The sequence below is a fragment of the Sedimentitalea xiamensis genome, assembly GCF_030164465.1.
Classification (GTDB): Bacteria; Pseudomonadota; Alphaproteobacteria; order Rhodobacterales; family Rhodobacteraceae; genus Sedimentitalea; species Sedimentitalea xiamensis.
Genome location: NZ_JASNJE010000006.1, coordinates 38383 through 61454 on the forward strand (window position 1 = coordinate 38383; position 23072 = coordinate 61454).

The 23072-nt window shown below is 63.5% G+C and carries 26 protein-coding genes; 8 read left to right on the forward strand and 18 right to left on the reverse strand.

Annotated elements, in window-relative coordinates; genetic code table 11:
- The first annotated feature begins 122 nt into the window (after positions 1–122).
- Both QO034_RS06820 and QO034_RS06825 read left to right on the forward strand, forming a co-directional pair.
- Complete coding sequence (locus tag QO034_RS06820; protein ID WP_284484760.1) at positions 123–1403, forward strand: tetratricopeptide repeat protein; 1281 nt, start codon at positions 123–125, stop codon at positions 1401–1403.
- 76 nt (positions 1404–1479) lie between these two features.
- Entirely contained in the window at positions 1480–2475 is a 996-nt protein-coding gene (locus QO034_RS06825) for an LLM class flavin-dependent oxidoreductase (RefSeq protein WP_284484761.1), read from the forward strand.
- On the opposite strand, the gene QO034_RS06830 is transcribed toward QO034_RS06825, so the two are convergent.
- Genes QO034_RS06830 through guaA form a run of 9 tightly spaced genes read right to left on the reverse strand, consistent with a single transcriptional unit; the run spans position 2476 to position 10536 of the window.
- Complete coding sequence (locus QO034_RS06830; protein WP_284484762.1) at positions 2476–3093, reverse strand: TetR/AcrR family transcriptional regulator; 618 nt, start codon at positions 3091–3093, stop codon at positions 2476–2478.
- Positions 3086–3955 carry a polyphosphate kinase 2 gene (ppk2, locus tag QO034_RS06835; RefSeq protein WP_284484763.1) on the reverse strand — a complete coding sequence of 290 codons (870 nt, stop codon included), beginning with the start codon at positions 3953–3955 and terminating at the stop codon, positions 3086–3088. The genes QO034_RS06830 and ppk2 overlap by 8 nt, the downstream gene beginning before the upstream one ends.
- Before the next feature lie 49 nt (positions 3956–4004).
- Positions 4005–5006, reverse strand: a complete 1002-nt coding sequence (locus QO034_RS06840) for an alpha/beta fold hydrolase (RefSeq protein WP_284484764.1) — start codon at positions 5004–5006, stop codon at positions 4005–4007.
- On the reverse strand, positions 4960–5898 hold the full coding sequence (gene metA / locus QO034_RS06845) for a homoserine O-acetyltransferase MetA (RefSeq protein WP_284484765.1): 939 nt from the start codon (positions 5896–5898) through the stop codon (positions 4960–4962). The genes QO034_RS06840 and metA overlap by 47 nt, the downstream gene beginning before the upstream one ends.
- Before the next feature lie 56 nt (positions 5899–5954).
- A complete protein-coding gene (locus QO034_RS06850) occupies positions 5955–6815 on the reverse strand; it encodes an ATPase (protein WP_284484766.1) in 861 nt (286 codons plus the stop codon).
- Between the two features lie 45 nt (positions 6816–6860).
- Entirely contained in the window at positions 6861–7763 is a 903-nt protein-coding gene (locus tag QO034_RS06855; RefSeq protein WP_284484767.1) for a DMT family transporter, read from the reverse strand.
- Between the two features lie 27 nt (positions 7764–7790).
- Positions 7791–8660 (reverse strand): DMT family transporter, encoded by an 870-nt coding sequence (locus tag QO034_RS06860; protein WP_284484768.1) that lies wholly within the window; start codon positions 8658–8660, stop codon positions 7791–7793.
- Positions 8657–8983 (reverse strand): putative quinol monooxygenase, encoded by a 327-nt coding sequence (locus QO034_RS06865; protein ID WP_284484769.1) that lies wholly within the window; start codon positions 8981–8983, stop codon positions 8657–8659. The genes QO034_RS06860 and QO034_RS06865 overlap by 4 nt, the downstream gene beginning before the upstream one ends.
- Positions 8974–10536, reverse strand: a complete 1563-nt coding sequence (gene guaA, locus QO034_RS06870) for a glutamine-hydrolyzing GMP synthase (protein WP_284484770.1) — start codon at positions 10534–10536, stop codon at positions 8974–8976. Before guaA ends, QO034_RS06865 begins: the two co-directional genes overlap by 10 nt.
- Before the next feature lie 189 nt (positions 10537–10725).
- Between guaA and QO034_RS06875 the strand changes: the two genes are divergently transcribed.
- The gene (locus QO034_RS06875; protein ID WP_284484771.1) at positions 10726–12270 is read left to right on the forward strand and encodes a trimethylamine methyltransferase family protein; all 1545 of its coding nucleotides are present in this window, start codon (positions 10726–10728) and stop codon (positions 12268–12270) included.
- Here the strand turns inward: QO034_RS06875 and QO034_RS06880 are convergent.
- The gene (locus tag QO034_RS06880) at positions 12263–12550 is read right to left on the reverse strand and encodes a DUF6477 family protein (protein WP_407696732.1); all 288 of its coding nucleotides are present in this window, start codon (positions 12548–12550) and stop codon (positions 12263–12265) included. The genes QO034_RS06875 and QO034_RS06880 overlap by 8 nt on opposite strands.
- 239 nt (positions 12551–12789) lie before the next feature.
- On the opposite strand from QO034_RS06880, the gene QO034_RS06885 reads away from it, so the two are divergent.
- Positions 12790–13938, forward strand: a complete 1149-nt coding sequence (locus QO034_RS06885; RefSeq protein ID WP_284484773.1) for a DUF6456 domain-containing protein — start codon at positions 12790–12792, stop codon at positions 13936–13938.
- A gap of 88 nt (positions 13939–14026) precedes the next feature.
- Here the strand turns inward: QO034_RS06885 and QO034_RS06890 are convergent, their stop codons facing one another.
- Positions 14027–14947, reverse strand: a complete 921-nt coding sequence (locus tag QO034_RS06890; RefSeq protein WP_284484774.1) for a hypothetical protein — start codon at positions 14945–14947, stop codon at positions 14027–14029.
- Between the two features lie 230 nt (positions 14948–15177).
- Here QO034_RS06890 and lipA point away from each other — a divergent pair, with 230 nt between their 5' ends.
- A complete protein-coding gene (gene lipA, locus QO034_RS06895; protein WP_284484775.1) occupies positions 15178–16128 on the forward strand; it encodes a lipoyl synthase in 951 nt (316 codons plus the stop codon).
- Between the two features lie 8 nt (positions 16129–16136).
- On the opposite strand, the gene QO034_RS06900 is transcribed toward lipA, so the two are convergent.
- The 3 genes from QO034_RS06900 to hpt form a co-directional block, all read right to left on the reverse strand.
- Positions 16137–17015, reverse strand: coding sequence for a cytochrome c (locus QO034_RS06900; RefSeq protein WP_284484776.1), 879 nt, complete (start codon positions 17013–17015; stop codon positions 16137–16139).
- 55 nt (positions 17016–17070) lie between these two features.
- A complete protein-coding gene (locus QO034_RS06905; protein WP_284484777.1) occupies positions 17071–17556 on the reverse strand; it encodes a c-type cytochrome in 486 nt (161 codons plus the stop codon).
- A 145-nt stretch (positions 17557–17701) separates the two neighbouring features.
- Positions 17702–18238 carry a hypoxanthine phosphoribosyltransferase gene (gene hpt / locus QO034_RS06910; RefSeq protein ID WP_284484778.1) on the reverse strand — a complete coding sequence of 179 codons (537 nt, stop codon included), beginning with the start codon at positions 18236–18238 and terminating at the stop codon, positions 17702–17704.
- A gap of 78 nt (positions 18239–18316) precedes the next feature.
- Between hpt and QO034_RS06915 the strand changes: the two genes are divergently transcribed.
- Genes QO034_RS06915 through QO034_RS06925 form a run of 3 tightly spaced genes read left to right on the forward strand, consistent with a single transcriptional unit; the run spans position 18317 to position 20718 of the window.
- Positions 18317–18769: a type II toxin-antitoxin system RatA family toxin gene (locus QO034_RS06915; protein ID WP_284484779.1), complete on the forward strand. Its 453-nt coding sequence runs from the start codon at positions 18317–18319 to the stop codon at positions 18767–18769.
- Positions 18770–18800: 31 nt separating this feature from the next.
- Positions 18801–19373 carry a DUF4453 domain-containing protein gene (locus QO034_RS06920; protein WP_284484780.1) on the forward strand — a complete coding sequence of 191 codons (573 nt, stop codon included), beginning with the start codon at positions 18801–18803 and terminating at the stop codon, positions 19371–19373.
- 43 nt (positions 19374–19416) lie between these two features.
- Positions 19417–20718: an MmgE/PrpD family protein gene (locus QO034_RS06925; protein ID WP_284484781.1), complete on the forward strand. Its 1302-nt coding sequence runs from the start codon at positions 19417–19419 to the stop codon at positions 20716–20718.
- 48 nt (positions 20719–20766) lie between these two features.
- On the opposite strand, the gene QO034_RS06930 is transcribed toward QO034_RS06925, so the two are convergent.
- Genes QO034_RS06930 through ispD form a run of 4 tightly spaced genes read right to left on the reverse strand, consistent with a single transcriptional unit; the run spans position 20767 to position 22898 of the window.
- On the reverse strand, positions 20767–21267 hold the full coding sequence (locus QO034_RS06930) for a CinA family protein (RefSeq protein ID WP_284484782.1): 501 nt from the start codon (positions 21265–21267) through the stop codon (positions 20767–20769).
- Complete coding sequence (locus tag QO034_RS06935) at positions 21264–21764, reverse strand: phosphatidylglycerophosphatase A family protein (protein WP_284484783.1); 501 nt, start codon at positions 21762–21764, stop codon at positions 21264–21266. The genes QO034_RS06930 and QO034_RS06935 overlap by 4 nt, the downstream gene beginning before the upstream one ends.
- A complete protein-coding gene (ispF, locus tag QO034_RS06940) occupies positions 21761–22240 on the reverse strand; it encodes a 2-C-methyl-D-erythritol 2,4-cyclodiphosphate synthase (RefSeq protein ID WP_284484784.1) in 480 nt (159 codons plus the stop codon). The genes QO034_RS06935 and ispF overlap by 4 nt, the downstream gene beginning before the upstream one ends.
- Positions 22230–22898 carry a 2-C-methyl-D-erythritol 4-phosphate cytidylyltransferase gene (gene ispD / locus QO034_RS06945; RefSeq protein WP_284484785.1) on the reverse strand — a complete coding sequence of 223 codons (669 nt, stop codon included), beginning with the start codon at positions 22896–22898 and terminating at the stop codon, positions 22230–22232. The genes ispF and ispD overlap by 11 nt, the downstream gene beginning before the upstream one ends.
- Between the last annotated feature and the right edge of the window lie 174 nt (positions 22899–23072).

Genomic DNA, 23072 nt, shown 5'->3' on the forward strand with positions numbered 1-23072 from the left:
AACGGACAAGGCCCGGTGTTCGCGCACCGGGTCTTTTTTTCTGCGTCGCGGCTCGGATCCGTCGCGGCTGACAACCGGTTTTTCGCGCGTTAGGGTCACATATCGACAGAAGGGGGGCGCGGATGACCGTGACGGATCGTTATGGCAATGCGATCAGCACCGCATCGCAAGCGGCGCGGGATCACTATGACCACGGCGTGCATCTGTTTCTGGGGGCGGATTACGGCGCGGTGCAAGCCTTCGCGGCGGCGATCGGCGCGGACCCGGATTTTGCGCTGGCGCATGCGGCCCATGCCCGCGCCTTGATGATGACCGGGGACATGCCGGCCGCCCGATCCGCCATATCCCGGGCAAAGGCCCTGACGGACGAGCTGACCAGGCGCGAACGCGGGCATATCGACGCCATTGCGCTGGTGCTCTCGGGGCAGGGCTCCGCGGCGCGGGCCGCGACACGCGCGCATGTGCGGGACTATCCGCGCGACGCTCTGGTCGCGCAGCTTTGTTCGAACGTGTTCGGCCTGATCGGCTTTTCCGGCGAGGTCGGACGGGAAGCCGAACTTCTGGCCTATACCGCCGCGTTGCTGCCACATTACGGCGAAGACTGGTGGATGATGTCGATGCACGCGCTGTCGCTGTGTGAAACCGGGCAGATCGACGCGTCGTCCCGGCTGATGGAACGCGCGCTTGCGATCAACCCGCGCAATGCCAACGGATCGCATTTCAAGGCCCATGCGCAATATGAGGCCGGTGAGACGGAACAGGGGCGCGCGTTTCTGAACGACTGGATGGAAGGATATGACGCCCGCGCCGTGCTGCACGGGCATCTCAGCTGGCATCTGGCGCTTTGGGCCCTGCATGCGGGCGACGCGGCGGCAATGTGGCGGGCGGTGGATGCGGGTGTCGCGCCCGGCGCCGCGCAGGGTTTGCCGATCAACGTGCTGACCGATACCGCAGCCATCCTGCACCGCGCGGAGATCGCCGGGCTGAAGGTCGATCCGGAACGCTGGTCGGCACTCAGCGATTATGCGGCGCGGTTCTTTCCCGATCCGGGGCAAAGCTTTGCGGACATGCATGCCGCGCTCAGCCACGCGATGGCGGGGCAGGGCGACCGGCTGGCCCGCATCGCCGAGACGACGCAAGGCTTTGCCGGCGACCTGGTGCGCCCCGTCGCGCAGGCCTGGGCCGCGATCGCCCGGTCGGACTGGCAGGCGGCACTGGATCACATGGTTGCGGTCATGGCGGCGACCGAACGGATCGGCGGCAGCCGGGCGCAGCGGGACCTGTTGGAGCTGACCTATGCCAACCTGCTCCTGAAGCTGGGCCAGACCGACGAAGCGCGCCGTAGCCTGGCCACCCGTCGACCGGTTCTGGCGGCAGCGCCGCCAATCGCGGCCTTGCGTTGAATTCGGGCCGTGGCCGGGGTTTCGTTCGACCCTGCCACTGCCTAGATTGCATGGGACGCCAGACAGGAAACACGCCATGCAATATTCCGTTCTCGACCTTGCGCCGGTCCCCGAAGGGTTTGACGCGAAGACCGCGATCTCCAACACGATCGATCTGGCCCGTCACGCGGAACGGCTGGGTTATCACCGGTACTGGATGGCCGAACATCACAACATGCCGGGTATCGCCAGCGCCGCTACCTCGGTCCTGATCGGGCATGTCGCAAGTTCCACACGGACCATTCGCGTCGGTTCCGGCGGTATCATGCTGCCCAACCATGCGCCGCTGACCATTGCCGAACAGTTCGGCACCCTCGCGACGATTCACGGCGACCGGATCGACCTGGGGCTCGGGCGCGCACCCGGTGGCGACCAAGCGGTCTACCGCGCTCTGCGGCGGGGCGGCGGCGACAGCTTTCCCGAAGACGTGGCCGAACTGATGGGCTATCTCGGCGATCCGAAGACGGATGCCCCGGTGCGTGCCCTGCCGGGCGAAGGCACCCGCGTGCCGATCTGGATTCTCGGCTCGTCCCTGTTCGGCGCGCAGCTCGCGGCGCATTTCGGCCTGCCCTATGCCTTTGCCAGCCATTTCGCGCCGGATGCGCTGGAACAGGCGGTGCAGGTCTATCGGGAACGGTTCCAGCCGTCGGCGCAATGCGAGCGCCCCCGGTTCATGCTGGCGGTGAATGTCTTTGCCGCCGACAGTGACGAAGAAGGCGCCTATCTGCGCAGCTCGATGCAGCAGGCCTTTGCCCGGTTGCGCACCGGGCGTCCGGGCAAGCTGCCCCGGCCGGTCGACGATATCGACGCGGCCATCGGTGCACCGATGCGCCAGGCGGTCGATCATGCGCTTCGGGTCTCTGTCATCGGTTCCGCCCGTTCGGTGCAGGAAGGATTGTCCGCCCTGATCGAAGCCTACAAACCCGATGAACTGATCCTGACCGGGCAGATTCACGATCACGCGGCACGGATGAAATCCTTTGCCATCGCCGCCGACGTTCTGTCGGAACTCAATGCCCGCAGCGCCGCCTGACTAACTGTCCGGCGGAATCAGGCCAAGCCCGCGCAGGTAGATGCCGATCCCGGTTTCCAGCAGTTCCTCGGGTGAGAAGGGCGACGCGGTTCCCGGAGACGCACGGGCGAAAAGTTCGACGACTCCGTGGCTGAGCGCCCAGATATGGGCGCTGAACATGGACGCGGGCGGTCTCTTGTCGATCGGGATATGCTCGGACAGATCGGCGGCCGCGCGTTCCAGCACCGCGCGGGCGCGGGCGGATGCGGCGGCCAGATCCGGTGTGCGGTTCACGGAAATCCCGCTTTCGAACATGGCGATATAGTGACCAGGATGTTTGCGCGCGAAGGCCAGGTAGGCGCGCCCGGTCGCTTCGAACGCCGCCAGCGCCGACGGCTGCCCCGTGTCATAGGCGTATTGCATGAGGTCCGCGAATATCTCGAATCCCTGGCGCGCGGCCTCGGCGATCAGGTCTTCGCGCCCTTCGAAATGCCGGTAGACAGCGGCCGGAGTCACGCCGGCCTGTTTGGCGGCCTCTGACAAGGTGAACCCGGTAGGGCCTTTGACTTCGATGAGTTCAAGGGCCGCGTCGATCAGTGCCTGTCGCAGGTTTCCATGATGATACCCGCGTTTAGTCATCCCAGAGACCCGGTCCGCCACAAATGGACTCGTCGATATGTCCGAGGGCATCGTGGTCCTTGCGGTCATAGGGCAGCGCGGACAGAACCGTTCTGATCGCGGCCAGCCGGGCGCGCCTCTTGTCGTCGGAACGGATCACCGTCCAGGGTGCTTCCGTCGTGTGGGTGCGCTCCAGGGTCTCGCGGATCGCATCGCTGTAGTCAGCCCATTTCTTCAGCCCGTCCACATCGATCCGGCTGAGTTTCCAATGCTTCAGCGGGTCCTGTTCCCGGTCCAGGAACCGCCGCAGCTGTTCCGCCTGTCCGACATTCAGCCAGATTTTGAAGAGATGGATTCCGTCGTCCACCAGCGCTCTTTCGAACGGCGACACCTGCCGGAAGAAGCGGTCCCGTTCGGTATCCGTGCAGAAGCCAAACACCTTTTCGACGACCCCGCGGTTATACCAGCTTCGGTCAAAGAAGGTGATCTGGCCACCGGACGGAAGGTGATCGATGTAACGCTGGAAATACCATTGCGACTGCTCGCAATCCGAAGGTTTCTGCAAGGCGACCACATTTGCATATCGCGGGTTCAGATTTTCCCGGAAACGCTTGATGGTGCCGCCTTTTCCGGAGGCATCCCGGCCTTCGAAGACGATGACGACGCGCGTGCCGCTGGACTTGACCCAGGCGAGCATCTTGACCAGTTCGATCTGAAGCGCCGCGAAGTCCTTCTCGTAAGGCTTGCTCGACAGGCGTTCCCTGTGCGGATAGCTGTCGCTCAGGATGTCGTCCTTGTCAGCGGACCTGATCGCGTCCCGGACATGGCTCGGGGCACCGTGCTCGTAGAATGCGCTTATTGCGCCATCAAAGGGAAGTTCCATCGATCATTCCTTTTCGACGTGTTTTCAGCACTATGTGGTGTTAACCGGTTTAACGCAAACCCGCGCTTTCGGCCGCGCGATCTATCGCTGCAACCACCTCGTCCTCCGCGGCATGATGCGGCATGTGGCCGATCCCTTCCAGACGTGTCAGGACGGCCCCATTGATCTGTTGGGCCAGCTTTTCGGAATGGATCGACAAGCCCACCGTCGTGTCGGCGGTGCCATGCACGATTTCCGTGGGCGCCGTGATCTGATCGTATTTCGGCAGTTGACGCTTGATTTCATCCAGCAGGTTCGCGCGTTGGACCGCATTCGCGCGCAGCGAGATGCGGCGCAGGGTCAGGGGCGCGCCGATGAAACCGTCATAGCCTTCGGGGGGCGACTGCGGAGGAAAGACGCTGTCGATGGCCTGCCTGATCCGCGCGTCGCTGACAAAGGCGGTCAGGGCAGGCACCACCAGCGCCTTGCCCAAACGGGACGATGTCACGCGATAGAACGGGTCCAGCGGTGTCGTCCAGGGATTGGATGCCGCCGAAACCGGCACCAGAGCCGCCACCCGGTCGGGGAATTCCGACGCCCAGGCCAGGGCCACGGCCCCGCCGTAGCTTTGCCCGACGACGATGGGCCTGTCGGCGCCAAGCTGGCGGGCGGCCTGCATCAGTAAACCGGCTTGCTGCGTCAAGGTCGCGCCGCTGTCCGCGATCCTGTCGGTATAGCCAAGACCGGGGCGGTCAAAAACGATCACGCGATAGCGTTCCGCCAGCCGTGGCGCGAGCGAAAAGGTCATGTCCCGCAGGTTGCCGCTGGCGCCGTGGATCAGGATCAGGTCCGGACCCGCGCCCATGTCCACGTAGTGCACGGCGGTTTCGCCGACCCGGATGAAATCTCCGCTCGGCGGGAACTGTCTTTCGGCCCTGATTTCCTGCCGCGCGGCGCGCAGCAGCGTGATGCCCCAGAGCAGCAGAAGGACAACGCCGGTCAGGATCGCCACCCGCACCATGCCGTCAGGCGCGAAGATCGGTGTACTCCAGACCGATTTTCGCGTTGTCATAGGGCGTGGTTTCGTAGATCTCGCTGATCCAGTTCGAATAGAGCAGATGCGCATGGCTGCGCCAGCGGTTCTGTGGTGTCCGCGACGGGTCGTCGTTGGGGTAGTAGTTGATCGGCACGTTGATCGGCGTGCCTTCGGCCACGTCGCGGTCGTATTCCTGTTTCAGCGTATCGCTGTCATATTCGAAATGGTTGAAGATATAGAGCGCCCGGTGCGCCGGATCCTCGACAAGGCAGGGACCGACGTCATCGCTGCCCAGAAGGGTCTTCAGGCCGGGGACCGCGTCGATTTCCGACTGGCGCATTTCCGTCCAGCGCGAGACAGGGATCACGCAGATGTCGGAAAAGCCGCGCAGGTAGGGCGAGGCCGGGGCAAGGTTGTTGTGTCCGAAACAGCCGAACGCCTTGTGCGGCAGAATGTGTTTCCTGACCCCGTGGAAGTGGTTGATCATCGCCATGCCGCCCCAACAGACCCCAAGGGTCGAATGCACGTTGGTCTGGGTCCAGTCGAACACCCGGCAGATTTCATCCCAATAGGTTACTTGGTCGAACTCCAGGTGTTCGATCGGCGCGCCGGTGATGATCAGCCCGTCGAACTTTTCGTCCGTCAGCTCCGCGAAGGGGCGGTAGAAGCTTTCCATGTGATCCGCCGAGGTGTTCTTGGCCTGATGTTCGGACATCCGGATAAGCGTCAGTTCGATCTGAAGCGGGGTGGCCGCAATGAGGCGGGCGAACTGGGTCTCGGTCTGGATCTTCTTGGGCATCAGGTTCAGCAAGCCGATCCGCAGAGGGCGGATGTCCTGGCGCGCCGCCTGGTCTTCGGCCAGGATCATGATGCCTTCGCGGGTCAGGACCTCGTAGGCGGGCAGGTCGGACGGGATCTTTATCGGCATGTGGTCTGGCCTTGCTGGATGTTTGGCGCGTCATTCGGCCTGTTCAGATACGACCCTTAGTCGCGTGTCTCAAGGGCATGGGCGATCAACTGATCGAAATCCCCGGCATCCCGGATCGTCGCGACATCGTCCGCGGTGACGGTCACGCCCCAGTTTGCCATGGATTCATAGCGTGGCTGGCGATGCGCCAGGGCCTTTGCATATGTCCAGCGGATGAACGCATCCGGGTCAACTTCGTCCTCCACGCAATTGTTTTTCTGTAGATATGCTTCCCATGCGTCGGTCAGGAACTCTGGCTGATAGGACATCGGCTTGGGGGCCTTGTCAAACCGGCGGATCAGTTCCTGGGTGTGCGCCTCGTCGCCCTTGATCCAGACCATCAGGGTGCGCTTGCTCAATTCCACCATTACCGGATCGTCTGGATTGTCCGCATCCACCCATTCACAGATCGACCCGCCGGTGTCGCAGATGAAATTCGGATAGCCGTAAAGCCGTTCCGCCCGGTCGATGAAGTTATCCGTGTCCAGCAGCGCGTAGACTTCCGCGTGGCGGAACTGTTCCTGGCGGCGGCGGTATTCCTGCATGCTCAGCCCGCCCTTGTCCGGGTTTCCCGGTTTGCCGAGGTAGGCGGAAACCGGTGTCAGGTTCTCGAAGCTGAGATTTGACCCGATGTAGATGGAATCCGACAGCAGGAGATCGCGCAGGAACGGCACCTTCATCGCTTCGGCCTTGGCGTTGTCGGCGATGTATTCGCCCATGTATCGCGTGCCGATGCGGTAATCGATGCTGTAGTGAAACCAGTTGCCCGCGTCCCGCAGCATCTGGCTGACATGGGTCTTGCCCAATCCGGACATGCCAAAGAAAAGCACGCGTTTGCGCGCCGCATCGCGCCAGTCCTGAGCGGTTGAATAGAGCATGACCCCGGTCCTTTTCTTCCTTGCTACTCAGCCGGGCGGGAAGGGTCAATTGCGCCGTTTTCCGATGGTGCCGTTCAGGATGAGAAGACCAAGGGCAAGCAGTACGAAGCCCGCGTAGGCCTTCGGATGCAGGGCTTCGTCAAGGATCGCAGCCCCCAGAAGGATCGCAACGGGGGGAATCAGCAGCGTCACCAGCATCAGGTTGCCACTGCCGGCACGGATGAGCACACGGTAATAGAGCAGGTATGCGCCCGCAGTTGCGATCAGGGCATAGTAGGCTATCGCCATTACGGTGGCGGGTTGCAGGTCGAGCGTCAGCGGCCCGTCCACGATCAGCGCGACGGGCAGCATGACTGCCGTCGAACAGGTGAGCATCCCGGCCGCCGCAACCTGGGGAGACAGATGACCCAGGCGGGCACGCGCCCAGGAACCGGCGCAGGCATAGCTGACGGTGCCCAGAAGAACCGCGATCTGGGCCGTGCTGCGCAAATCGAAACTGGCAAGGGATCCCAGGCCGATGGCCGTGGCCACGCCGAGAAACCCGACGCCGACGCCGATGGCCTTGCGCAGGGTGAGTCGTTCGTCCGCAAAGACGATCGCGGCCACGATGACGCCGAAAATGGCGGTCGTTGCGTTGAGGATCGAGGTCAGCCCGGTTTCTATGTGCAATTGCCCCCAGCTCATCAGGCAAAACGGGATCACGTTGTTCAGGAGTCCCATCACGAGAAAGCCGCCCCAGACGCGCGGGTCGCGCGGAATCCGCTGGCGCATCAGCAGAACGACGCCCCAGAGCACCAGCATCGCCCAGAAGGTCCGGTGCAGGACCGCCGTCATCACCTGAACCTCTTCCAGAGCGATCCGGACCGACAGGAACGACCCGCCCCAGATCAACCCGAGCAGCATCAATTCGATCCAGGCGCGGCCGGATATGGTTTTCTGATTTGTCATGCCCGCAGTAGATATGCGCCGCGGCTGTCAGGCGACCCGGTTCTTGCGGGTTTCCGCGAGAATATTCATGTAGTTGCCGACAAAGATGATCGCCGCTCCGATCAGGACCCACATGTCCAGCGGTTCGCCGTAGAGCAACATGCCGACGACCGCGATGGCGGGCAGCCGGGCGAAATCGAACGGCACCACCACGGTTGCCGGAGCGATGGCCAGCGCGTTGGTTATGCAGAAATGCGCCAGCAATCCGGCAAACCCTATCACCACCAGGTAAGGGGCGGTTTGCGCATCGGGCAAGGCAATGTCGCCATCGTATCCCGCCGTGATCAGTCCCAGCAGAAGCTGGATGACCGTCAGCCAGAACAGGATGCATCCGACGCTTTCCGTGCGGGTCAGCCGCTTGGTGAACATGGTCGTGAGGGCGAAGAAGACCGCGGCCAGGGCGGCTGTCAGCAGTCCCGGACTGAAAGTGTCCGGGCTCGGGCGGGCGACGATCAGGATGCCGACGAAGCCGATGGTCGCGGCGAGGGCGCGCACAGGCGTGATGCGTTCCCCCAATAGAAGCGGCGACAACACGATGACCCAAAGCGGAGAGGTGAATTCCAGAGCGAAAACCTGCGCCAGCGGAATCACCGTCACGGAATAGAACCACAGGTTCTGGCCGGTGAAATGGACGATGTTGCGCAGGGCCTGGGTGCCCAGGGACCGGGTCGTCACCCGTGGCCAGCCGCCGGTCACGGTCAGGACCGTTGACACCACCAGCACCCCGATGATGCTGCGATACATCATGATTTCAAACGTATCGAGCGCAAAGCTTGCTTCGCGACCGGCCACGGCCATCGACGAAAACGACGCGATGGCCCCCGTCATCCACAGGGCGGCCCTAAAGGTCGGGTTCACGGGATGTCTTCCCGAATGCCGTAGTTGCGGGGGATGCCGGCGCTGATTTCGGCCCAGGTCGATTGTGCCGCGCGCTCTTGGTGGGCGGCGAAATCCCGGCGGGTGGCGAAGCGTTCGGAAACCTCGAACACGCCGGGTGCGTCGGCGCGTTCGGTGACATTGAAGTACAGGCAGCCCGGCTCGGCTCGGCTTTTGGCGATATGTTCAGGCAGCGCCGCGCGAATGGCCGCGCAACGCTCCGGTGGGACGGTGATGGTCCCGGTCAGGACGATCTGGGGACCGGGATCAGGATCGGAGTCGGCGCCTGTGCGTGTCACTCCCATTCGATCGTCCCCGGCGGTTTGGACGTGATGTCGTAGGTCACGCGGTTGATGCCGGTCACTTCGTTGATGATGCGGGTCGCGGTTTCGCCCAGGAATTCGTGGCTGAACGGGTAGTAGTCCGCCGTCATGCCATCGACCGAGGTCACGGCGCGCAGGGCGCAGGCATAGTCGTAGGTGCGCCCGTCGCCCATCACGCCGACGGTGCGCACCGGAAGAATGGCGACGAAGGCCTGCCATATGTCGTCATACAGCCCGTGCTTGCGGATCTGGTCGATATAGACCGCATCGGCCTTGCGCAGGATTTCAAGCTTTTCGCGGGTGATTTCACCCGGACAGCGGATTGCGAGACCCGGTCCGGGGAACGGATGCCGGCCGATGAAGGAAGGCGGCAGACCCAGTTCGCGGCCGAGTTCGCGCACTTCGTCCTTGAACAGCTCCCGCAGCGGTTCGACCAGTTTCAGCCCCATCTTTTCCGGCAGGCCGCCGACATTGTGGTGGCTCTTGATCGTGACAGAGGGTCCGCCGCTGAAGGAAACCGATTCGATCACGTCGGGATAAAGGGTGCCCTGGGCGAGGAATTCGGCACCACCCACTTCTCCGGCGTGTTTCTGGAACACGTCGATGAACAGCTTTCCGATGATCTTGCGTTTTGTTTCCGGGTCGGACTGGCCATCCAGGGCGCCCAGGAACAGCTCCTGCTCGTCCGCATGAATCAGGGGCATGTTGTAATGGTCGCGGAACATGGTGACGACCTCTTCGGCTTCGCCCTGCCGCAGCAGGCCGTGATCGACGAAGACGCAGGTCAGCTGGTCGCCTATGGCCTCGTGGATCAGGACCGCGGCGACCGATGAATCCACCCCGCCGGACAAGCCGCAGATCACCTTGGCATCGCCCACCTGTTCGCGGATCTTGCGGATGGCCTCGTCGCGGTAGGCGCCCATGGTCCAGTCGCCGGTGAACCCGGCGAGGCGGACGAAGTTCTCGTAAAGCCTTGCGCCATTGGGCGTGTGATGCACTTCCGGATGAAACTGAACCGCGAAGAAATTCCGGTTCAGGTCGGCGGTCACGGCGAAGGGCGCGTTGGGCGAGGTGCCATAGACCGCGAAACCGGGCGCGATCGCGCTGACGTGGTCCCCGTGGCTCATCCAGACCTGTTCGCGGTCGGCTTCGAACCAGCCGTGGAGCAGGTCGATCCTGTCGCGCGCCGGCGTGACATAGGCGCGACCGAATTCCGCGGTTCCGTGACCGCGTTCGACCTTGCCGCCCAGCATCTGCATCATGACCTGCTGACCATAGCAGATGCCGAGAATCGGAACCCCGAGGTCGAAGATATCGGCGGTCGGTCGGGGGCTGCCCTCGTCGATCACCGACGCCGGCCCGCCCGACAGAATGACTGCCTTGGGTGCGAAATCGCGCAGAAATTCCGCGGTCACGTTCTGGTAGGGATGGATCTCGCAGTAGACGTTCAGTTCCCGCAGGCGGCGGGCGATCAACTGCGTAACCTGGGAGCCGAAATCGACGATCAGCAGGCGGTCATGGGATGAATGAGTCATACCTGCGTCCTAGGGCAGAGACGTATCCGGCGCAAGCCGTTCGGTGGGGCGGCAATCCGGTCCCATTCGGGCGCAAAGGACGGTCGCAATGTCGCTTTTCCCCCTCATGCGCCGCAATCCAGACCGGGTGAGGCGCGGGACTAGGCTAATGACTGCTCACGTTCGTCCGATGGAGCAAGGGACCGGGACATGACCGATACGAATACAAGGCGCAGGACTCGTGGTGGCGGCGGCGCGGCGCGCCGGGCGGAACGTACGGCGGTCAGCGTCGAGACGGCGCGTTATATCGAACGCAATATTCCGAACTTCGAGATCCTGACGCCCGAAGCTCTGGAGATCATCGAAACCAATGCCGAAACCGTGCTTGCGGAGATCGGCGTGAATTTCGTCAACAACCCCGGCGCTCTGAAACTCTGGCAGGATGCGGGTGCCGAGATCATCGGCGAGCGGGTGCGGATCCCGCGCGGTCTGGCGCGGAAACTCTGCGCGACGGCTCCTTCGCGGTTCACCCAGCATGCGCGGAATCCGGCGCGGAACGTGGAAATCGGCGGCAACACGCTGGTTTGCGCGCCGGTTTATGGTCCGCCCTTCGTCCGGGATCTGGATGGCGGACGCCGCTATGCCACGATGGAGGATTTCCGCAAGTTCGTGAAGCTCGGCTATATGTCGAAATGGTTGCATCATTCCGGCGGAACCGTTTGCGAACCGACGGATGTTCCGGTCAACAAGCGCCATCTTGACATGTTGCTGGCCCACATGACCCTGTCGGACAAGCCCTTCATGGGGTCGGTTACGGATCCCAGCCGCGCGCAGGATTCGGTGGAGATGTGCGAAATCCTGTTCGGCAAGCAGTTCGTGCAGGAAAATACGGTGATGACGTCGCTGATCAACGTCAATTCGCCGCTGACCTTCGATGACGTGATGATGGGCGCGCTTGAGGTCTATGCCCGCAACAATCAGGCCTGCATCGTGTCGCCGTTCATCGTCGGCGGGGCGATGGCGCCGGTGTCGGTGGCGGGCACGCTGACCCAGGTCCTGGCTGAAGTCCTCGCGGGAATCGCCTATTCCCAACTGGTGCGTCCCGGCGCCCCGGTCATTTTCGGCGCGTTCGTGACGTCGATCGACATGAACAGCGGTGCCCCGACTTTCGGAACGCCGGAAGCGACGCAGATTCTGTCCGGGGCGGGTCAGCTTGCGCGGCGGATGGGATTGCCGTTCCGGTCGGGCGGCGGTCTTTGCGCGTCAAAACTCCCGGACGCGCAGGCGGCCTATGAAAGCGCGAATACGCTCAATGCGGCCCTGCTCGGTGGGGTGAATTTCATGCTGCATTCCTGCGGCTGGCTGGAAGGTGGGCTGGTCAGCAGCTTCGAGAAATTCGTGATGGACGCGGACCAGCTGGGCGTGTTGCACAAGCTGGCCGAAGGCGTGGCGGTGGATCAGAACGCCCAGGCGATGGAAGCCATCGCCGAAGTGGGGCCGGGCGGTCATTATCTCGGGTGCGAGCATACGCAGGCAAACTTCAAGTCGGCGTTCTGGAGGTCGGAAGTGTTTGATTACAAACCCTTCGAAACCTGGGATGAAGAAGGATCCCGCGATACGCAAACGCTTGCAAGCAAGCGGGTCGCGTATCAACTGGCAAACTATCAGCAGCCGGCGCTGGACCCTGAAATCGCGTCTGCGCTGGAAGCCTATGTCGCGGACAAGAAGGCGTCCATGCCCGACGCTTTCATGTAGCCTGATTGATCTGCGAAGCGCGCAGAAGCTGCGCTTCGCCCATCATGGCGATCAGGACATCGACGTGACGGGGTAGCGAATACCCGGCGTCGTTGCCCCGGCGCTGATCGTCGAGCGTGCGTTCGATATCCATCAGCCGCATGATCGCGGCCGAGGGGCGCGGAAGCGCGCCATATCCCAGAAGACGCTGAAGGTGCCGGTCGCGGCGATACTCCTGCGCCCCGTGGCGGGCTGCGCGGATCAGAAGCTGTGGGCGGCGCAGGGCGTTCAACATGCTCATCAGGTCTTGCATCGGATTACCTTTCGTCTGAATTCCGTCGATGGCATCTATGACACAACCTTAGCGGGTGTTGCATTGCTGTGGATAACACCGTGCGATGCTTTCACCAGTGTTTATCTTTTGGAAACAATGCTGGCTGCGTTGGAAGTATCTTAACGATCAAGTAACTTGTTCGCCTTTAGGTTGTGGATAACATTCGATTAACCCTGATAAGTCCGATGGTCCTGAGGATGCGTCCAATGAACGAGCCGAATGCTGCCAGCTTGCCGAAATGGGTTCCGGAAGGGGCAAGACGATATCTCGCCCATACCGAGGCAGGACAGCCCATCCGCGATCTCGCGCGCGGTGCGGACTGTCACGCCTCCACGGTCCTGCGCCAGATCCGACGGATGGAGACACGACGCGACGATCCCCTGGTGGATGCGGCTCTTTCGGCTTTGGCAGAAACGCATTTTGCGACGGAATCACGCGGTTCCCGGACCGCGCCCGTCGATACGAAAAGGGACATCTCTTTCATGACGCAGCCCGCCCGCAACCCCATGGAAACCCCGGATGCCGCCACGCTGGAAAGGGAAGCCTGTCGCGTCCTGCGCCGCCTGTGCGAATCCGGCGCCCTTCTGGCCGTTGCCGAGAACATGGAAAAGGCCGTCGTCGTTCGCGACAGCGACGGGGGCAAGACCACCAGAACCGCGGTTGTCGATTGCACGATCGCCCAGGCGATGGCGCTGAAGGACTGGATTTCCTGCAGCAATCCGGGACGGATCAGCCGGTATCATATCACCGCGACGGGCCGCGCGGCGCTCAGCCGTCTGCTGGCGGAACAGGAGAACCGCGCGAGATCCGAAAACGAACACGGATTCGCAGAGGCCCAGGCACCCTTCGCGCCCGCCGGCAACTGGTCGGACAGGAACGTCGAAGATCCGGAAACCTCTCGTCCGCGACGGGTTCGCTACAATCTTTCGGAAAGCCCGCTGGCCGCGCTTGCGCGGCGCAAGGACCGGGACGGCACGCCGTTCCTCGACGACTCTCTGGTGCATGCCGGTGAACGTCTGCGCGAAGATTTCGAACTGGCGCAGATGGGTCCGCGTGTCGCTCAGAACTGGGACAGGTTCCTGACCGGCGGCGGCCGTGGCGGGTTTTCACCCGATGGCGGCGCAGGCAACGGCCCTCATGGTGCGCGCGACCGCGTGACGCGCGCCTTGTCCGATCTGGGGCCGGGTTTGAGCGATGTGGCGCTACGATGCTGCTGTTTTCTGGAAGGTCTCGAGATGGCCGAGAAACGGATGGGCTGGTCCGCCCGCTCTGGCAAGATCGTTCTGCGCATCGCGCTTCAGCGCCTGAAGCACCATTATGACGGGCTGTCCGGTCCGGACCGCATGATCGGCTGATCGTCTTCTTGATGTCAGGGCGCAAACGCTCGATCCGGATGACGATTTCTTGTCCGGGAGCCGGTTGAGCGGCGCGCGCCTGCCGCACCTAGGTGTCGGTGTCTGCGTCTTCCTCGGCCTTGTCGACGATTTTTTCGGCTTTCTCGATCATGTCGTCGCATTTCTTCAGCGTGGATTCGACGTCGTCTATGGCCGACTTCATCTTGGCCGACTGGACGTGTTTCGCGATGATCTTTGCGCTTTTCTTCTTGGCGAGTTGATGTTCCTTGTTGAGGCTCTGAAGCGACTTGTGTTCGTCGAGCGCCTTCTTCAGAATCTTCTGAGCCTCCTCGGGACTGCTGGCGGCTTTCTGTGTGGCGTCCTTGCAGAACTTCTTGATGTTCTTCTCCATCCGTTTGACCGCCTTTCCGGTCCGCGTGCGCTGCGGATCCTCGAGAAAGTCGGGCAATCCCGTGTCGGTCGCCTTTTTCATCGTGGTCTTCACGATGGCGTCGATCGTGTCGTTCAGCTTCGCGGCGTAAAACACCTGCGGGACAGTGAGGGTGCCGAAGATCTTCTGGGCCGCGTCGAGGTCGGATATTGCCGTGGAAGACGCCTTCAGCGCGTCATTGATCTTGGTTTTCGCCGAAGGATCCTTGTTTTTCTTGGAGTCCTTGTCGAATTTCTTGTGTTCACTCTGCCAGGACTTGAGGTGTTTGGCCGCGGAATCGCTGTAGGACTTGAGCGATTCGACCTCGTCGCGAAACGCTGAAACAGCGGATTTCCACGCTTTCAACGCCGTCTTGTAGCCATCGTCATGGGCGAAATCGGCGGGTTTGTTGCCCGAATTTCCGGTTCGATGCGCTTCGATGATTTTGTCGCGCAGCTCGTCTTCCTTCTTCCAGGCCTCATCCAGTTTGGTGATCAGTTTTTTCTTGTTGGCTTTCGCTGTTGAATCGGAAAAGTCGGCGAAATCCTTTTTCTTCTTGTTATCCAGATCCTTTTGGAAGCTTTCCCATGGTTCAGGCATGACGAATTTCCCTTGTTCACGAAAATGCGGGCGGCGGGGCGGTCGGGACAGAATAGTTCCTGTTGGCAGTATCGTCCGACTATGAGCCTTTGGGCAAGCGTTTGGTTCACGCCGCGCCTTGACGGTCCCCGACCGGCGGTTGCATAGCGGCCATGCGTCTCTGGCGCTTCTCATGACGCAGCGTTATGTTACCCACGACCCGATTTTGACCTTTGCCGAAAGTTCACGCGATGCGAGATCTCAAGATACCGGAGCAGCGCCACCCTGAAAAGGCGCACCGCCCGGACAACGCGCAACCGAAGAAACCGAGCTGGATCCGCGTCAAGGCGCCGGGGGGCAAGGGCTATGCCGAAACGCGCAACATCATGCGCGACAACAATCTCGTGACCGTCTGCGAAGAAGCGGGCTGCCCCAACGTCGGCGAATGCTGGAGCCAGGGCCACGCCACGATGATGATCATGGGCGAGATCTGCACCCGCGGCTGCACGTTCTGCAACATCGCGACAGGCCGTCCGGACACGCTGGATGCGTTCGAACCCGGCCGCGTCGCCGACGCGGTGCAGAAGCTCGGGCTGAATCACGTGGTCATCACCTCGGTCGACCGGGATGATCTGGACGATGGCGGGGCAGAGCATTTCGCGCAGACGATCCGCGCCGTGCGGCACCGCAGCCCCAGGACCACGATCGAGATCCTGACGCCGGATTTCCTGAAATGCGATGCGAGCGCGCTGGAAACCGTGGTGGCGGCGCGTCCGGACGTGTTCAACCACAACCTGGAAACGGTGCCGGGTCTCTATCCGTCCGTGCGGCCGGGGGCGCGGTATTTCCACAGCCTGCGCCTGTTGCAGCGGGTCAAGGAAATGGACCCGTCCATGTTCACCAAATCCGGCATCATGGTCGGGCTGGGCGAAGATTCCCAGGCGGTGAAACAGGTGATGGACGACATGCGCGCCGCCGATGTCGATTTCCTGACCATCGGGCAATATCTGCAACCGACGCCGAAACATCACCGCGTCGACCGCTTCGTCACGCCGGAGGAATTCGCGGCCTATGAAAAGGCCGCCTTCGGCAAGGGCTTCCTGATGGTGTCGGCCACGCCCCTGACGCGGTCGTCCTATCATGCGGGCGACGATTTCGCCCGCCTGCGCGATGCACGGCAGGAAAAACTGGCCCGGTCATAGCGCCGGGTTCAGGGCAGGGCCTTGAGATAGGCGGCGATGGCGTCGCGGTCCGATTTCTGCAGCCTGGCCATGCTGGCCACCACCTTTGTCATCTGGCCGCCCGCGCTGTCGTAGTCCGGGGTGAATCCGGTCTCCAGGTAGTAGGAAATGTCGCCCGCGCTCCATTTCAGGTTGGCCGGGTCGATAGCGGGAATTTTCCCCTTGCCCGACGGGTTCGGCGCGCCCTGCATCCAGCGGCCGCGATCCAGGCCGCCGGTGGCGTCGCGCGGCGTATGGCATTCCGCACAGTGGCCCAGGGCTTCGACCAGGTAGCGTCCGCGTTCGATCTCGGGTGTCGCCGCATCGGTCAGAACCCAGTCCGGGTTCATGTTGATCCGTTTCCAGAGACCGAGCCCACGGCGCATGTTGAACGGAAACCCCAGCTCGTGCGGCAGGCTCGCCGTATCCGAAGCGGGCAGGGTGTCCATGTAGGATTTGAGGTCGGCCACATCCTGCGGCTGCATGTGCATGTAGGTTGTGTAGGGCAACGACGGATAGAGATGCCGCCCGTCCGGCGAAACGCCCGCCAGAAGCGCGTTCGCCAGATCCTGCGCGGTCCAGTCGCCGATGCCTTCCGGGCCGGGTGAAATATTGGGCGCGACAAAGGTTCCGAACGGGCTTTCCATCCGGTAGCCGCCGGACAGAACCAGTTTCGCGTCGTCCTTCGCATCGGGCGCCGCGTGGCAGGACGCGCATCCGGCAGCCCAGAAAACCTGCTCGCCGCGCGCCGGATCGCCCGTCAAACCCGCCATCACGTCGTCGGGAACGGGCTTCGGCGCGCTCACCATCCACCCTGCCGCGGCCCCGACGACCGCCACGGCGATAATGATTGTCACTATTCTGGGCATTTCAGTTCCTTGAACCGGGGCAGATCGCGCCACCCCGGAAATTCACCGGACGCAATCAGTTCTGCGCCTTGCGGTAGGTCTCGTGGCAGCTTCCACAGGATTTGCCCAAAGGCCCGATCGCGCCGCGCAGGGAATCCAGCCCGCCGCCGGCAGCCTGTTCAAGCGCCACGGCGGCTTCGCTCATTTCCATCGCCTTCTGACCGATCGTGCTGTCCGCGGACCAGATCACCGGCAAGGCTTCGGTGGTTTCGTCGCCAAGCGCCGCGTTGTCGGACCCCTGCGGCCACAGTCTCGACTGGTCCAGCTTGGACAGCGCCGCGAGGTTGCCGGCGGCTGCGCTGGCCGCCGTGGCGTCATATTCGATTTCACCCTTGGCCATGCCGCCCAGAAGACCGATGTTGAACGCGTAAAGGGTCATCTGGGACTGCCGCGCCTTGACCGCTGCCAGAACCGCCTTGTCGGCATGCGAATCGCTGATTGCCGATGTGCCGAGAATTCCTGCCGTCATCAAACCTGCAACCAGTGCGATACCGTATTTCATTGAATGCCTCCAACCTGTTGGGTTTACGAATTGAGTTTACATGCGATTTTCTGTGCATGCTCCCATGTATTACCGCACAGACGGTGTGAACGTCTGTTCAAATTGATGTGTGCGGTGCGAAGCGCCGTTCTTGCCGGATCGCGCATCAGGTAAAACGCACCTTGCCGATATAGGGAAGGTTCCGGTTGCGCTGCGCGAAGTCGATACCATAGCCGACGACGAATTCGTCCGGTATCTCGAACCCGATCCAGTCGGCCCTGTAATCGACCTCGCGCCGGCTCGGCTTGTCCAGGAGAGCGATCGATTTCAGCCGCGCCGGCTTGCGGCTTTTGAGCAGGCCGGTGACGTGGTTCAGCGTGTGGCCGGTGTCCACGATGTCTTCGACGACCAGCACGTCGCGCCCCTCTATCGCGCCTCTCAGGTCCTTGAGAATGCGCACCTCCCGGCTGCTTTCGGTCGAATCCCCGTAGGAGGACGCTTCGAGAAAGTCGACTTCGATCGGCAGGTCCAGTTCGCGCACAAGGTCGGCGATGAACACGAAGCTGCCGCGCAGCAGGCCGACCACCACGAGCTTGTCGGTGTCGCCGAACTCGTCCGCGATCTCGCGGCACAGCGTTTCGATTCGCGCGGCGATCGCCTTGGCCGAAATCATTTCGTCGATGACATATGGCCCTTCCGGCATGCTGCCCCCCTTGATCTTTTGGCCCAACCATAGGACATGACGCGCCACCGTCATTCAAGAAGCGATCCGCACGTTTTCATGCCGACCCACTCAGAAACCCGTCCGCTGCCGTATTCGGCACAGCAGATGTATGACCTGGTCGCGGACGTCGCCAGATATCCCCAGTTCCTGCCCTGGTGCGCCGCCGCACGGGTGCGCAGCGTCGTCCCGCAGGGGCGGTCGCAGGTGATGGCGGCGGATCTGGTGATCAGTTTCAAGGTGTTCCGCGAAAGGTTCGGCAGCCGGGTCGTGCTCTGGCCGGAGCAGAAACGGATCGAAACGGAATATATCGACGGTCCGTTCAAATACATGAAATCGAGCTGGGATTTCGCCGATACGCCGACCGGGTGCGACGTGTCGTTTCATGTGGATTTCGAATTCAAGAACGCGATCCTGCAAAAGATCATCGGCCTTGTCTTCAACGACGCCATGCAGCGGATCGTCCGCGCCTTCGAACAGCGCGCGGCGGAACTTTATTCACCAATTTCTTGACCGCGGAAGCGGGTGGCAGCATCTTCGGCCCATGCGGTGTCTTTCTGTCCTGGCCTTTGCCCTGTTGCCCCTTGCCGGCTGGTCCGACGAACAATGCGAAGATATCTGGTTCACCCGAAATCTCATCATGGACCGGGCCGGGTATTGTTTCGCGTCGCCGCTGGGGCAGGCGCTGTTTGACAATTCCGATTGCGTCGGCAGCCAGGTCCAGCTCGACGCGGCCGCGGCGGAGACCGTGACTCGGATCCGCGCGCTGGAAGCGGAATACGCCTGCAATGTCGATACGCGCAGGCACGGGCTGGACATGGCCGATATCGCCTTCCGCCGGGCCTTGCGGGACCTGCCATTGCGCCACATGGGAAACGCGAGCGAATGGGCCTGTCAGGGCTGGACCGGACCGACCCTGCCGCTTTACGACGGGTTTTCCGATCCCCTGCATGCAATTGGCCAGATCCTGCCCGGAGACTTCGTGAGTTTCGGGCATGACGGACCCGGCCAGGGCTGGGTCTACGTGTCCGTTCATCCGCCGGGCTTTTCCGGCTTCAAGAGCGCCGGCTGGATGTACTGGCCGGACCGGATGCCCTGCGCCGCGGAAGCGGGTTGACGCCAATGGCTGACTTCGCTTCCAAGCCGTGTTGCCTGCCGCGATGACGGGGCCGTTCTCCGCCAGCCTCGCCGGGTTCGCGACAGGACCCGTCCAGACCACCGCCGACGCCCGGCTGGTCGCCTGTCTGTCGGCGCTCGACTGGCTGGCGGTCGGGCGCGCCGGTGCGCAGGAACCGGTCGCGGCCATCCTGCGCGACCTCGCCCTTGACGAGGCCGGGGCAGGGCAGGCGCATGTCTTCGGCATGGACCAACCCGTCCCGGTCCGCATGGCCGCGCTTGTCAACGGCACGACATCGCATGCGCTGGACTACGACGACACGCATTTCGCGCATATCGGACATCCCTCCGTGGCGGTGTTTCCGGCGGCCCTGGCGACGGGAGAACTGCGGGACGCAACGCTGGTCGACGTGATCGAGGCGGCGCTGGTCGGGATGGAACTGTCGATCAGGGTCGGGCTGTGGCTGGGCCGGGATCACTATCAGACCGGATTTCACCAGACCGCCACCGCCGGGGCGTTCGGCGCCGCCGCGGCCGCCGGTCGGCTGGCCGGCCTGTCGCCGGAGGCGATGCGCCATGCGCTCGGCCTGACGGCCACGCGCGCCGCCGGTCTCAAGGCGCAGTTCGGCACCATGGGCAAACCCTACAACGCCGGGCTGGCGGCTTCGGCGGGGATCGAATCGGTGCAGCTGGTCCGGCGTGGATTTGTCGCCAATCCCGACGCGATGGAATCCGGCGGCGGTTTCGGTGCGACGCATCACGGCCAGGCGCAGACGGACGCGGCGTTGGACGGGCTTGGCGGGACCTGGCTGTTTGAAACCGTTTCCCACAAGTTCCATGCCTGTTGCCACGGATTGCACGCCGCCCTGGAGGCCGGGCGCGACCTGGATATCGGCGCGCCGGAAATCGCCGAAATGCGGGTCAGGACCCATCCGCGCTGGATGAGCGTCTGCAATCAGCCCGCGCCGGACACCGGGTTGGGCGCCAAGTTCAGCTACGCGACGGTGCTGGCCATGCAGGCGACCGGCTATGACACCGCCCGGCTGGACAGCTACAGCGACAAGGCCTGCGCCGACCCCCGCATCCGTGACCTGCGGTCGCGGATCACGGTCACCGCCGATGACAGCCTGACCGAAACCCAGGCGGTGCTGAGCGTTCTGCGCCGGGATGGCGCGCGGCTGGAAGCGTCCCACGATCTCGACGCGCCGCTTTCGCTCGATCAGCGCGAGGACCGCGTGCGCCGGAAGGCCGGCGTGCTGATCGGACAGGAACGCGCCGATCTGGCCTGGGGCCAGCTGCGCGGCGGCGGCAGCGCCGCCGGATTCGCGTCGCTGCTCTGCCGGTAGGGGCGGCCCGAAAAAACACTATTCCGGGACTGTCGGAAATAGAGGCGGCTATTCGGCCCTTTCGCCTGCTTGCCGGTCGAAATGCGAAATTCCGAGCGCCAGCAGTTTCAGGGCGTGGTCGCAGGCGGCGCGCCGGACCTGCGCGCGCCCCAACGGGCCGAAGTCGACGGTTTCGCAGACGGTCGGCCTATCGCGCACCGCGAGTCCGAAACAGACGCGTCCCTCGGGCTTGAACTCGGAACCGCCGGGGCCGGCGATTCCGGTCACGGACACGGCGACCTCGACCCCGGATCCGGTCCGCGCGCCTTCCGCCATTTCGCGGGCCACCGCTTCGGAGACGGCGCCGACGGCGGCCAGCGTTTCCGCCCGCACACCCAGCATCTCCTGTTTGGCGGCGTTGGAATAGGTGACGAAGCCGCGATCCACCACGTCGGACGACCCCGGCACATCGGTCAGCGCCGCCGCCACCATCCCGCCGGTGCAGCTTTCCGCCGTCGCGATGCGCACCCGCGCGGCGCGGGCCGCCTGCAGAATGCCTTCGACCGTCACAGCCCGAACACCCCATGCGCCAGCCCGGCGAGGATCATCACGCCGATGGCGGCGAAGACACCCGCGACCACGTCGTCCAACATCACCCCCAGCGCGTCGTTACGGCGGTCCGCCCAGCCGACAAGCCAGGGCTTGCCGATGTCAAACAGCCGGAACAGCAGGAACGCCGCGATCCAGCCCGGCCAGAACCGCAGGATGTCCAGATCCATCCGCCAGGCGGAATAGCTGAGCGGCAGCAGCGCGATCCATTGTCCGACCACTTCGTCGATGACGATTTCCGAAGGATCGTGGTCGTCGCTGCCTCGGGTCAGCACGCCCGTCGCCCAGACCCCCTTGGCGAAGGCGGCCAGCGCGGCCAGCATAGCCAGGGGAAATCCGCCGATCACGTGGATCAGCCAGAACAGCGGCAGGGCGGCCAGCGAGCCCCAGGTGCCGGGCGCCGGGCGCAGGTAGCCGACGCCGCCGACGGTCGCGATCATCCGGGCCAGCCTGTTCATGCGGACACCAGGGTTGCCGTGGCGATGGCGGCGATACCTTCGCCGCGTCCGGTGAAGCCGAGCCGTTCCGATGTCGTCGCCTTGACCGACACCCGCGAAATCTCCAGCCCCATGATCCCGGCAAGCCGCGCCCGCATGGCCGGGGCATGCGGGCCGATCTTCGGGAATTCGCAGATCAGCGTCACGTCCGCATTGGACAGGGCAAACCCCATCTGTCCGGCGAGATCGCTGGCATGGCGCAGGAAGATGTCGCTGGCCGCGCCTTTCCACCGGGCCTCGCTGGGCGGAAAGTGCCGGCCGATATCGCCCTGCGCGAGCGCGCCATAGATGGCGTCGGTCAGCGCGTGCATCCCGACATCGGCGTCCGAATGCCCTTGCAGGCCCCGGTCATGCGGGATCTCGACGCCGCAGAGCACCACGTGATCCCCGGCGCCGAACCTGTGCACATCGAATCCGTTGCCAAGCCTAATGTCCATTGCGCGCCCTCAGAATGCGGTCCGCCCGGTCGAAATCGCCGGGCAGGGTGATCTTCAGATTGTCTTCGTCTCCGGGCACGATTGCAACGCGCATCCCGGCGGCGCGGGCGACTTCCACATCGTCTGCCGCGCCGCCGGGATGGGCCGCATGGGCGGCGCAGATGGCGTCATAGTGAAACCCCTGCGGAGTCTGGGCGCGGTAGAGCCCCGCCCGGTCCTGCGTGCCGGTCACGAATCCGTTCGCCCCCTGCCAAAGCGCATCGGTCACGGCCAGCGCCGGCGCGGCGCCGGGTTCATCCTCCAGCGCGGCGATCACGCCGGAGATGACATCCCGCGTCACGCAGGGACGCGCGACATCGTGGATCAGGACCTTGTCGACACCTTGTCCGGCCAGCGCCGCCAGGCCGTTGCGGACGGATTCCGCCCGGTCGGCCCCGCCGTGCGCGACCCGGATTCCGCGCGCCTGAAACGCGTTCCCGCCGGTCAGGTCGTCCGGGTGCAGAACGATGGCGATCAGCCCGATCAGCCCGTGCTCTTCAAAGGCCCGCAACGTATGTTCCGCCACCGGCGCGCCGGCGATTTCGCGCCATTGCTTGGGGAAGGGGCCGCCGGCGCGCCGGCCGCGTCCGGCGGCAACGATGAGGGCGGCTGTGGTCATGGGGCGATCCTGCGAGAGATGGCAAAGCTTGCGCGTGTTTAAGTTGTGGTGCGGCCTGAGGCAATCACCCCCGGCAAGGCGCCTAAATATTGTGCAGACGCTTTCTTTTGCGGCATGCGACAACGTGGAAGCGTTGAGCCTGCCCGGCAACTTCGGTAAGCCTGCTGCAACTGC

Excerpts from the sequence above, each read along its gene's own strand:
- ispD (WP_284484785.1), bottom strand. The coding sequence starts at position 22,898 with ATGACCACAGCCGCCCTCATCGTTGCCGCCGGACGCGGCCGGCGCGCC.
- QO034_RS06905 (WP_284484777.1), bottom strand. The coding sequence starts at position 17,556 with ATGAAATACGGTATCGCACTGGTTGCAGGTTTGATGACGGCAGGAATT.
- QO034_RS06850 (WP_284484766.1), bottom strand. The coding sequence starts at position 6,815 with ATGCTCTATTCAACCGCTCAGGACTGGCGCGATGCGGCGCGCAAACGC.
- QO034_RS06855 (WP_284484767.1), bottom strand. The coding sequence starts at position 7,763 with ATGACAAATCAGAAAACCATATCCGGCCGCGCCTGGATCGAATTGATG.
- QO034_RS06880 (WP_407696732.1), bottom strand. The coding sequence starts at position 12,550 with ATGAGCATGTTGAACGCCCTGCGCCGCCCACAGCTTCTGATCCGCGCA.
- QO034_RS06885 (WP_284484773.1), top strand. The coding sequence starts at position 12,790 with ATGAACGAGCCGAATGCTGCCAGCTTGCCGAAATGGGTTCCGGAAGGG.
- QO034_RS06865 (WP_284484769.1), bottom strand. The coding sequence starts at position 8,983 with ATGGGAGTGACACGCACAGGCGCCGACTCCGATCCTGATCCCGGTCCC.
- QO034_RS06920 (WP_284484780.1), top strand. The coding sequence starts at position 18,801 with ATGCGGTGTCTTTCTGTCCTGGCCTTTGCCCTGTTGCCCCTTGCCGGC.
- lipA (WP_284484775.1), top strand. The coding sequence starts at position 15,178 with ATGCGAGATCTCAAGATACCGGAGCAGCGCCACCCTGAAAAGGCGCAC.
- guaA (WP_284484770.1), bottom strand. The coding sequence starts at position 10,536 with ATGACTCATTCATCCCATGACCGCCTGCTGATCGTCGATTTCGGCTCC.
- QO034_RS06830 (WP_284484762.1), bottom strand. The coding sequence starts at position 3,093 with ATGACTAAACGCGGGTATCATCATGGAAACCTGCGACAGGCACTGATC.
- metA (WP_284484765.1), bottom strand. The coding sequence starts at position 5,898 with ATGCCGATAAAGATCCCGTCCGACCTGCCCGCCTACGAGGTCCTGACC.
- QO034_RS06875 (WP_284484771.1), top strand. The coding sequence starts at position 10,726 with ATGACCGATACGAATACAAGGCGCAGGACTCGTGGTGGCGGCGGCGCG.
- hpt (WP_284484778.1), bottom strand. The coding sequence starts at position 18,238 with ATGCCGGAAGGGCCATATGTCATCGACGAAATGATTTCGGCCAAGGCG.
- ppk2 (WP_284484763.1), bottom strand. The coding sequence starts at position 3,955 with ATGGAACTTCCCTTTGATGGCGCAATAAGCGCATTCTACGAGCACGGT.
- QO034_RS06820 (WP_284484760.1), top strand. The coding sequence starts at position 123 with ATGACCGTGACGGATCGTTATGGCAATGCGATCAGCACCGCATCGCAA.
- QO034_RS06915 (WP_284484779.1), top strand. The coding sequence starts at position 18,317 with ATGCCGACCCACTCAGAAACCCGTCCGCTGCCGTATTCGGCACAGCAG.
- ispF (WP_284484784.1), bottom strand. The coding sequence starts at position 22,240 with ATGGACATTAGGCTTGGCAACGGATTCGATGTGCACAGGTTCGGCGCC.
- QO034_RS06890 (WP_284484774.1), bottom strand. The coding sequence starts at position 14,947 with ATGCCTGAACCATGGGAAAGCTTCCAAAAGGATCTGGATAACAAGAAG.
- QO034_RS06925 (WP_284484781.1), top strand. The coding sequence starts at position 19,417 with ATGACGGGGCCGTTCTCCGCCAGCCTCGCCGGGTTCGCGACAGGACCC.
- QO034_RS06900 (WP_284484776.1), bottom strand. The coding sequence starts at position 17,015 with ATGCCCAGAATAGTGACAATCATTATCGCCGTGGCGGTCGTCGGGGCC.
- QO034_RS06825 (WP_284484761.1), top strand. The coding sequence starts at position 1,480 with ATGCAATATTCCGTTCTCGACCTTGCGCCGGTCCCCGAAGGGTTTGAC.
- QO034_RS06840 (WP_284484764.1), bottom strand. The coding sequence starts at position 5,006 with ATGACAACGCGAAAATCGGTCTGGAGTACACCGATCTTCGCGCCTGAC.
- QO034_RS06935 (WP_284484783.1), bottom strand. The coding sequence starts at position 21,764 with ATGAACAGGCTGGCCCGGATGATCGCGACCGTCGGCGGCGTCGGCTAC.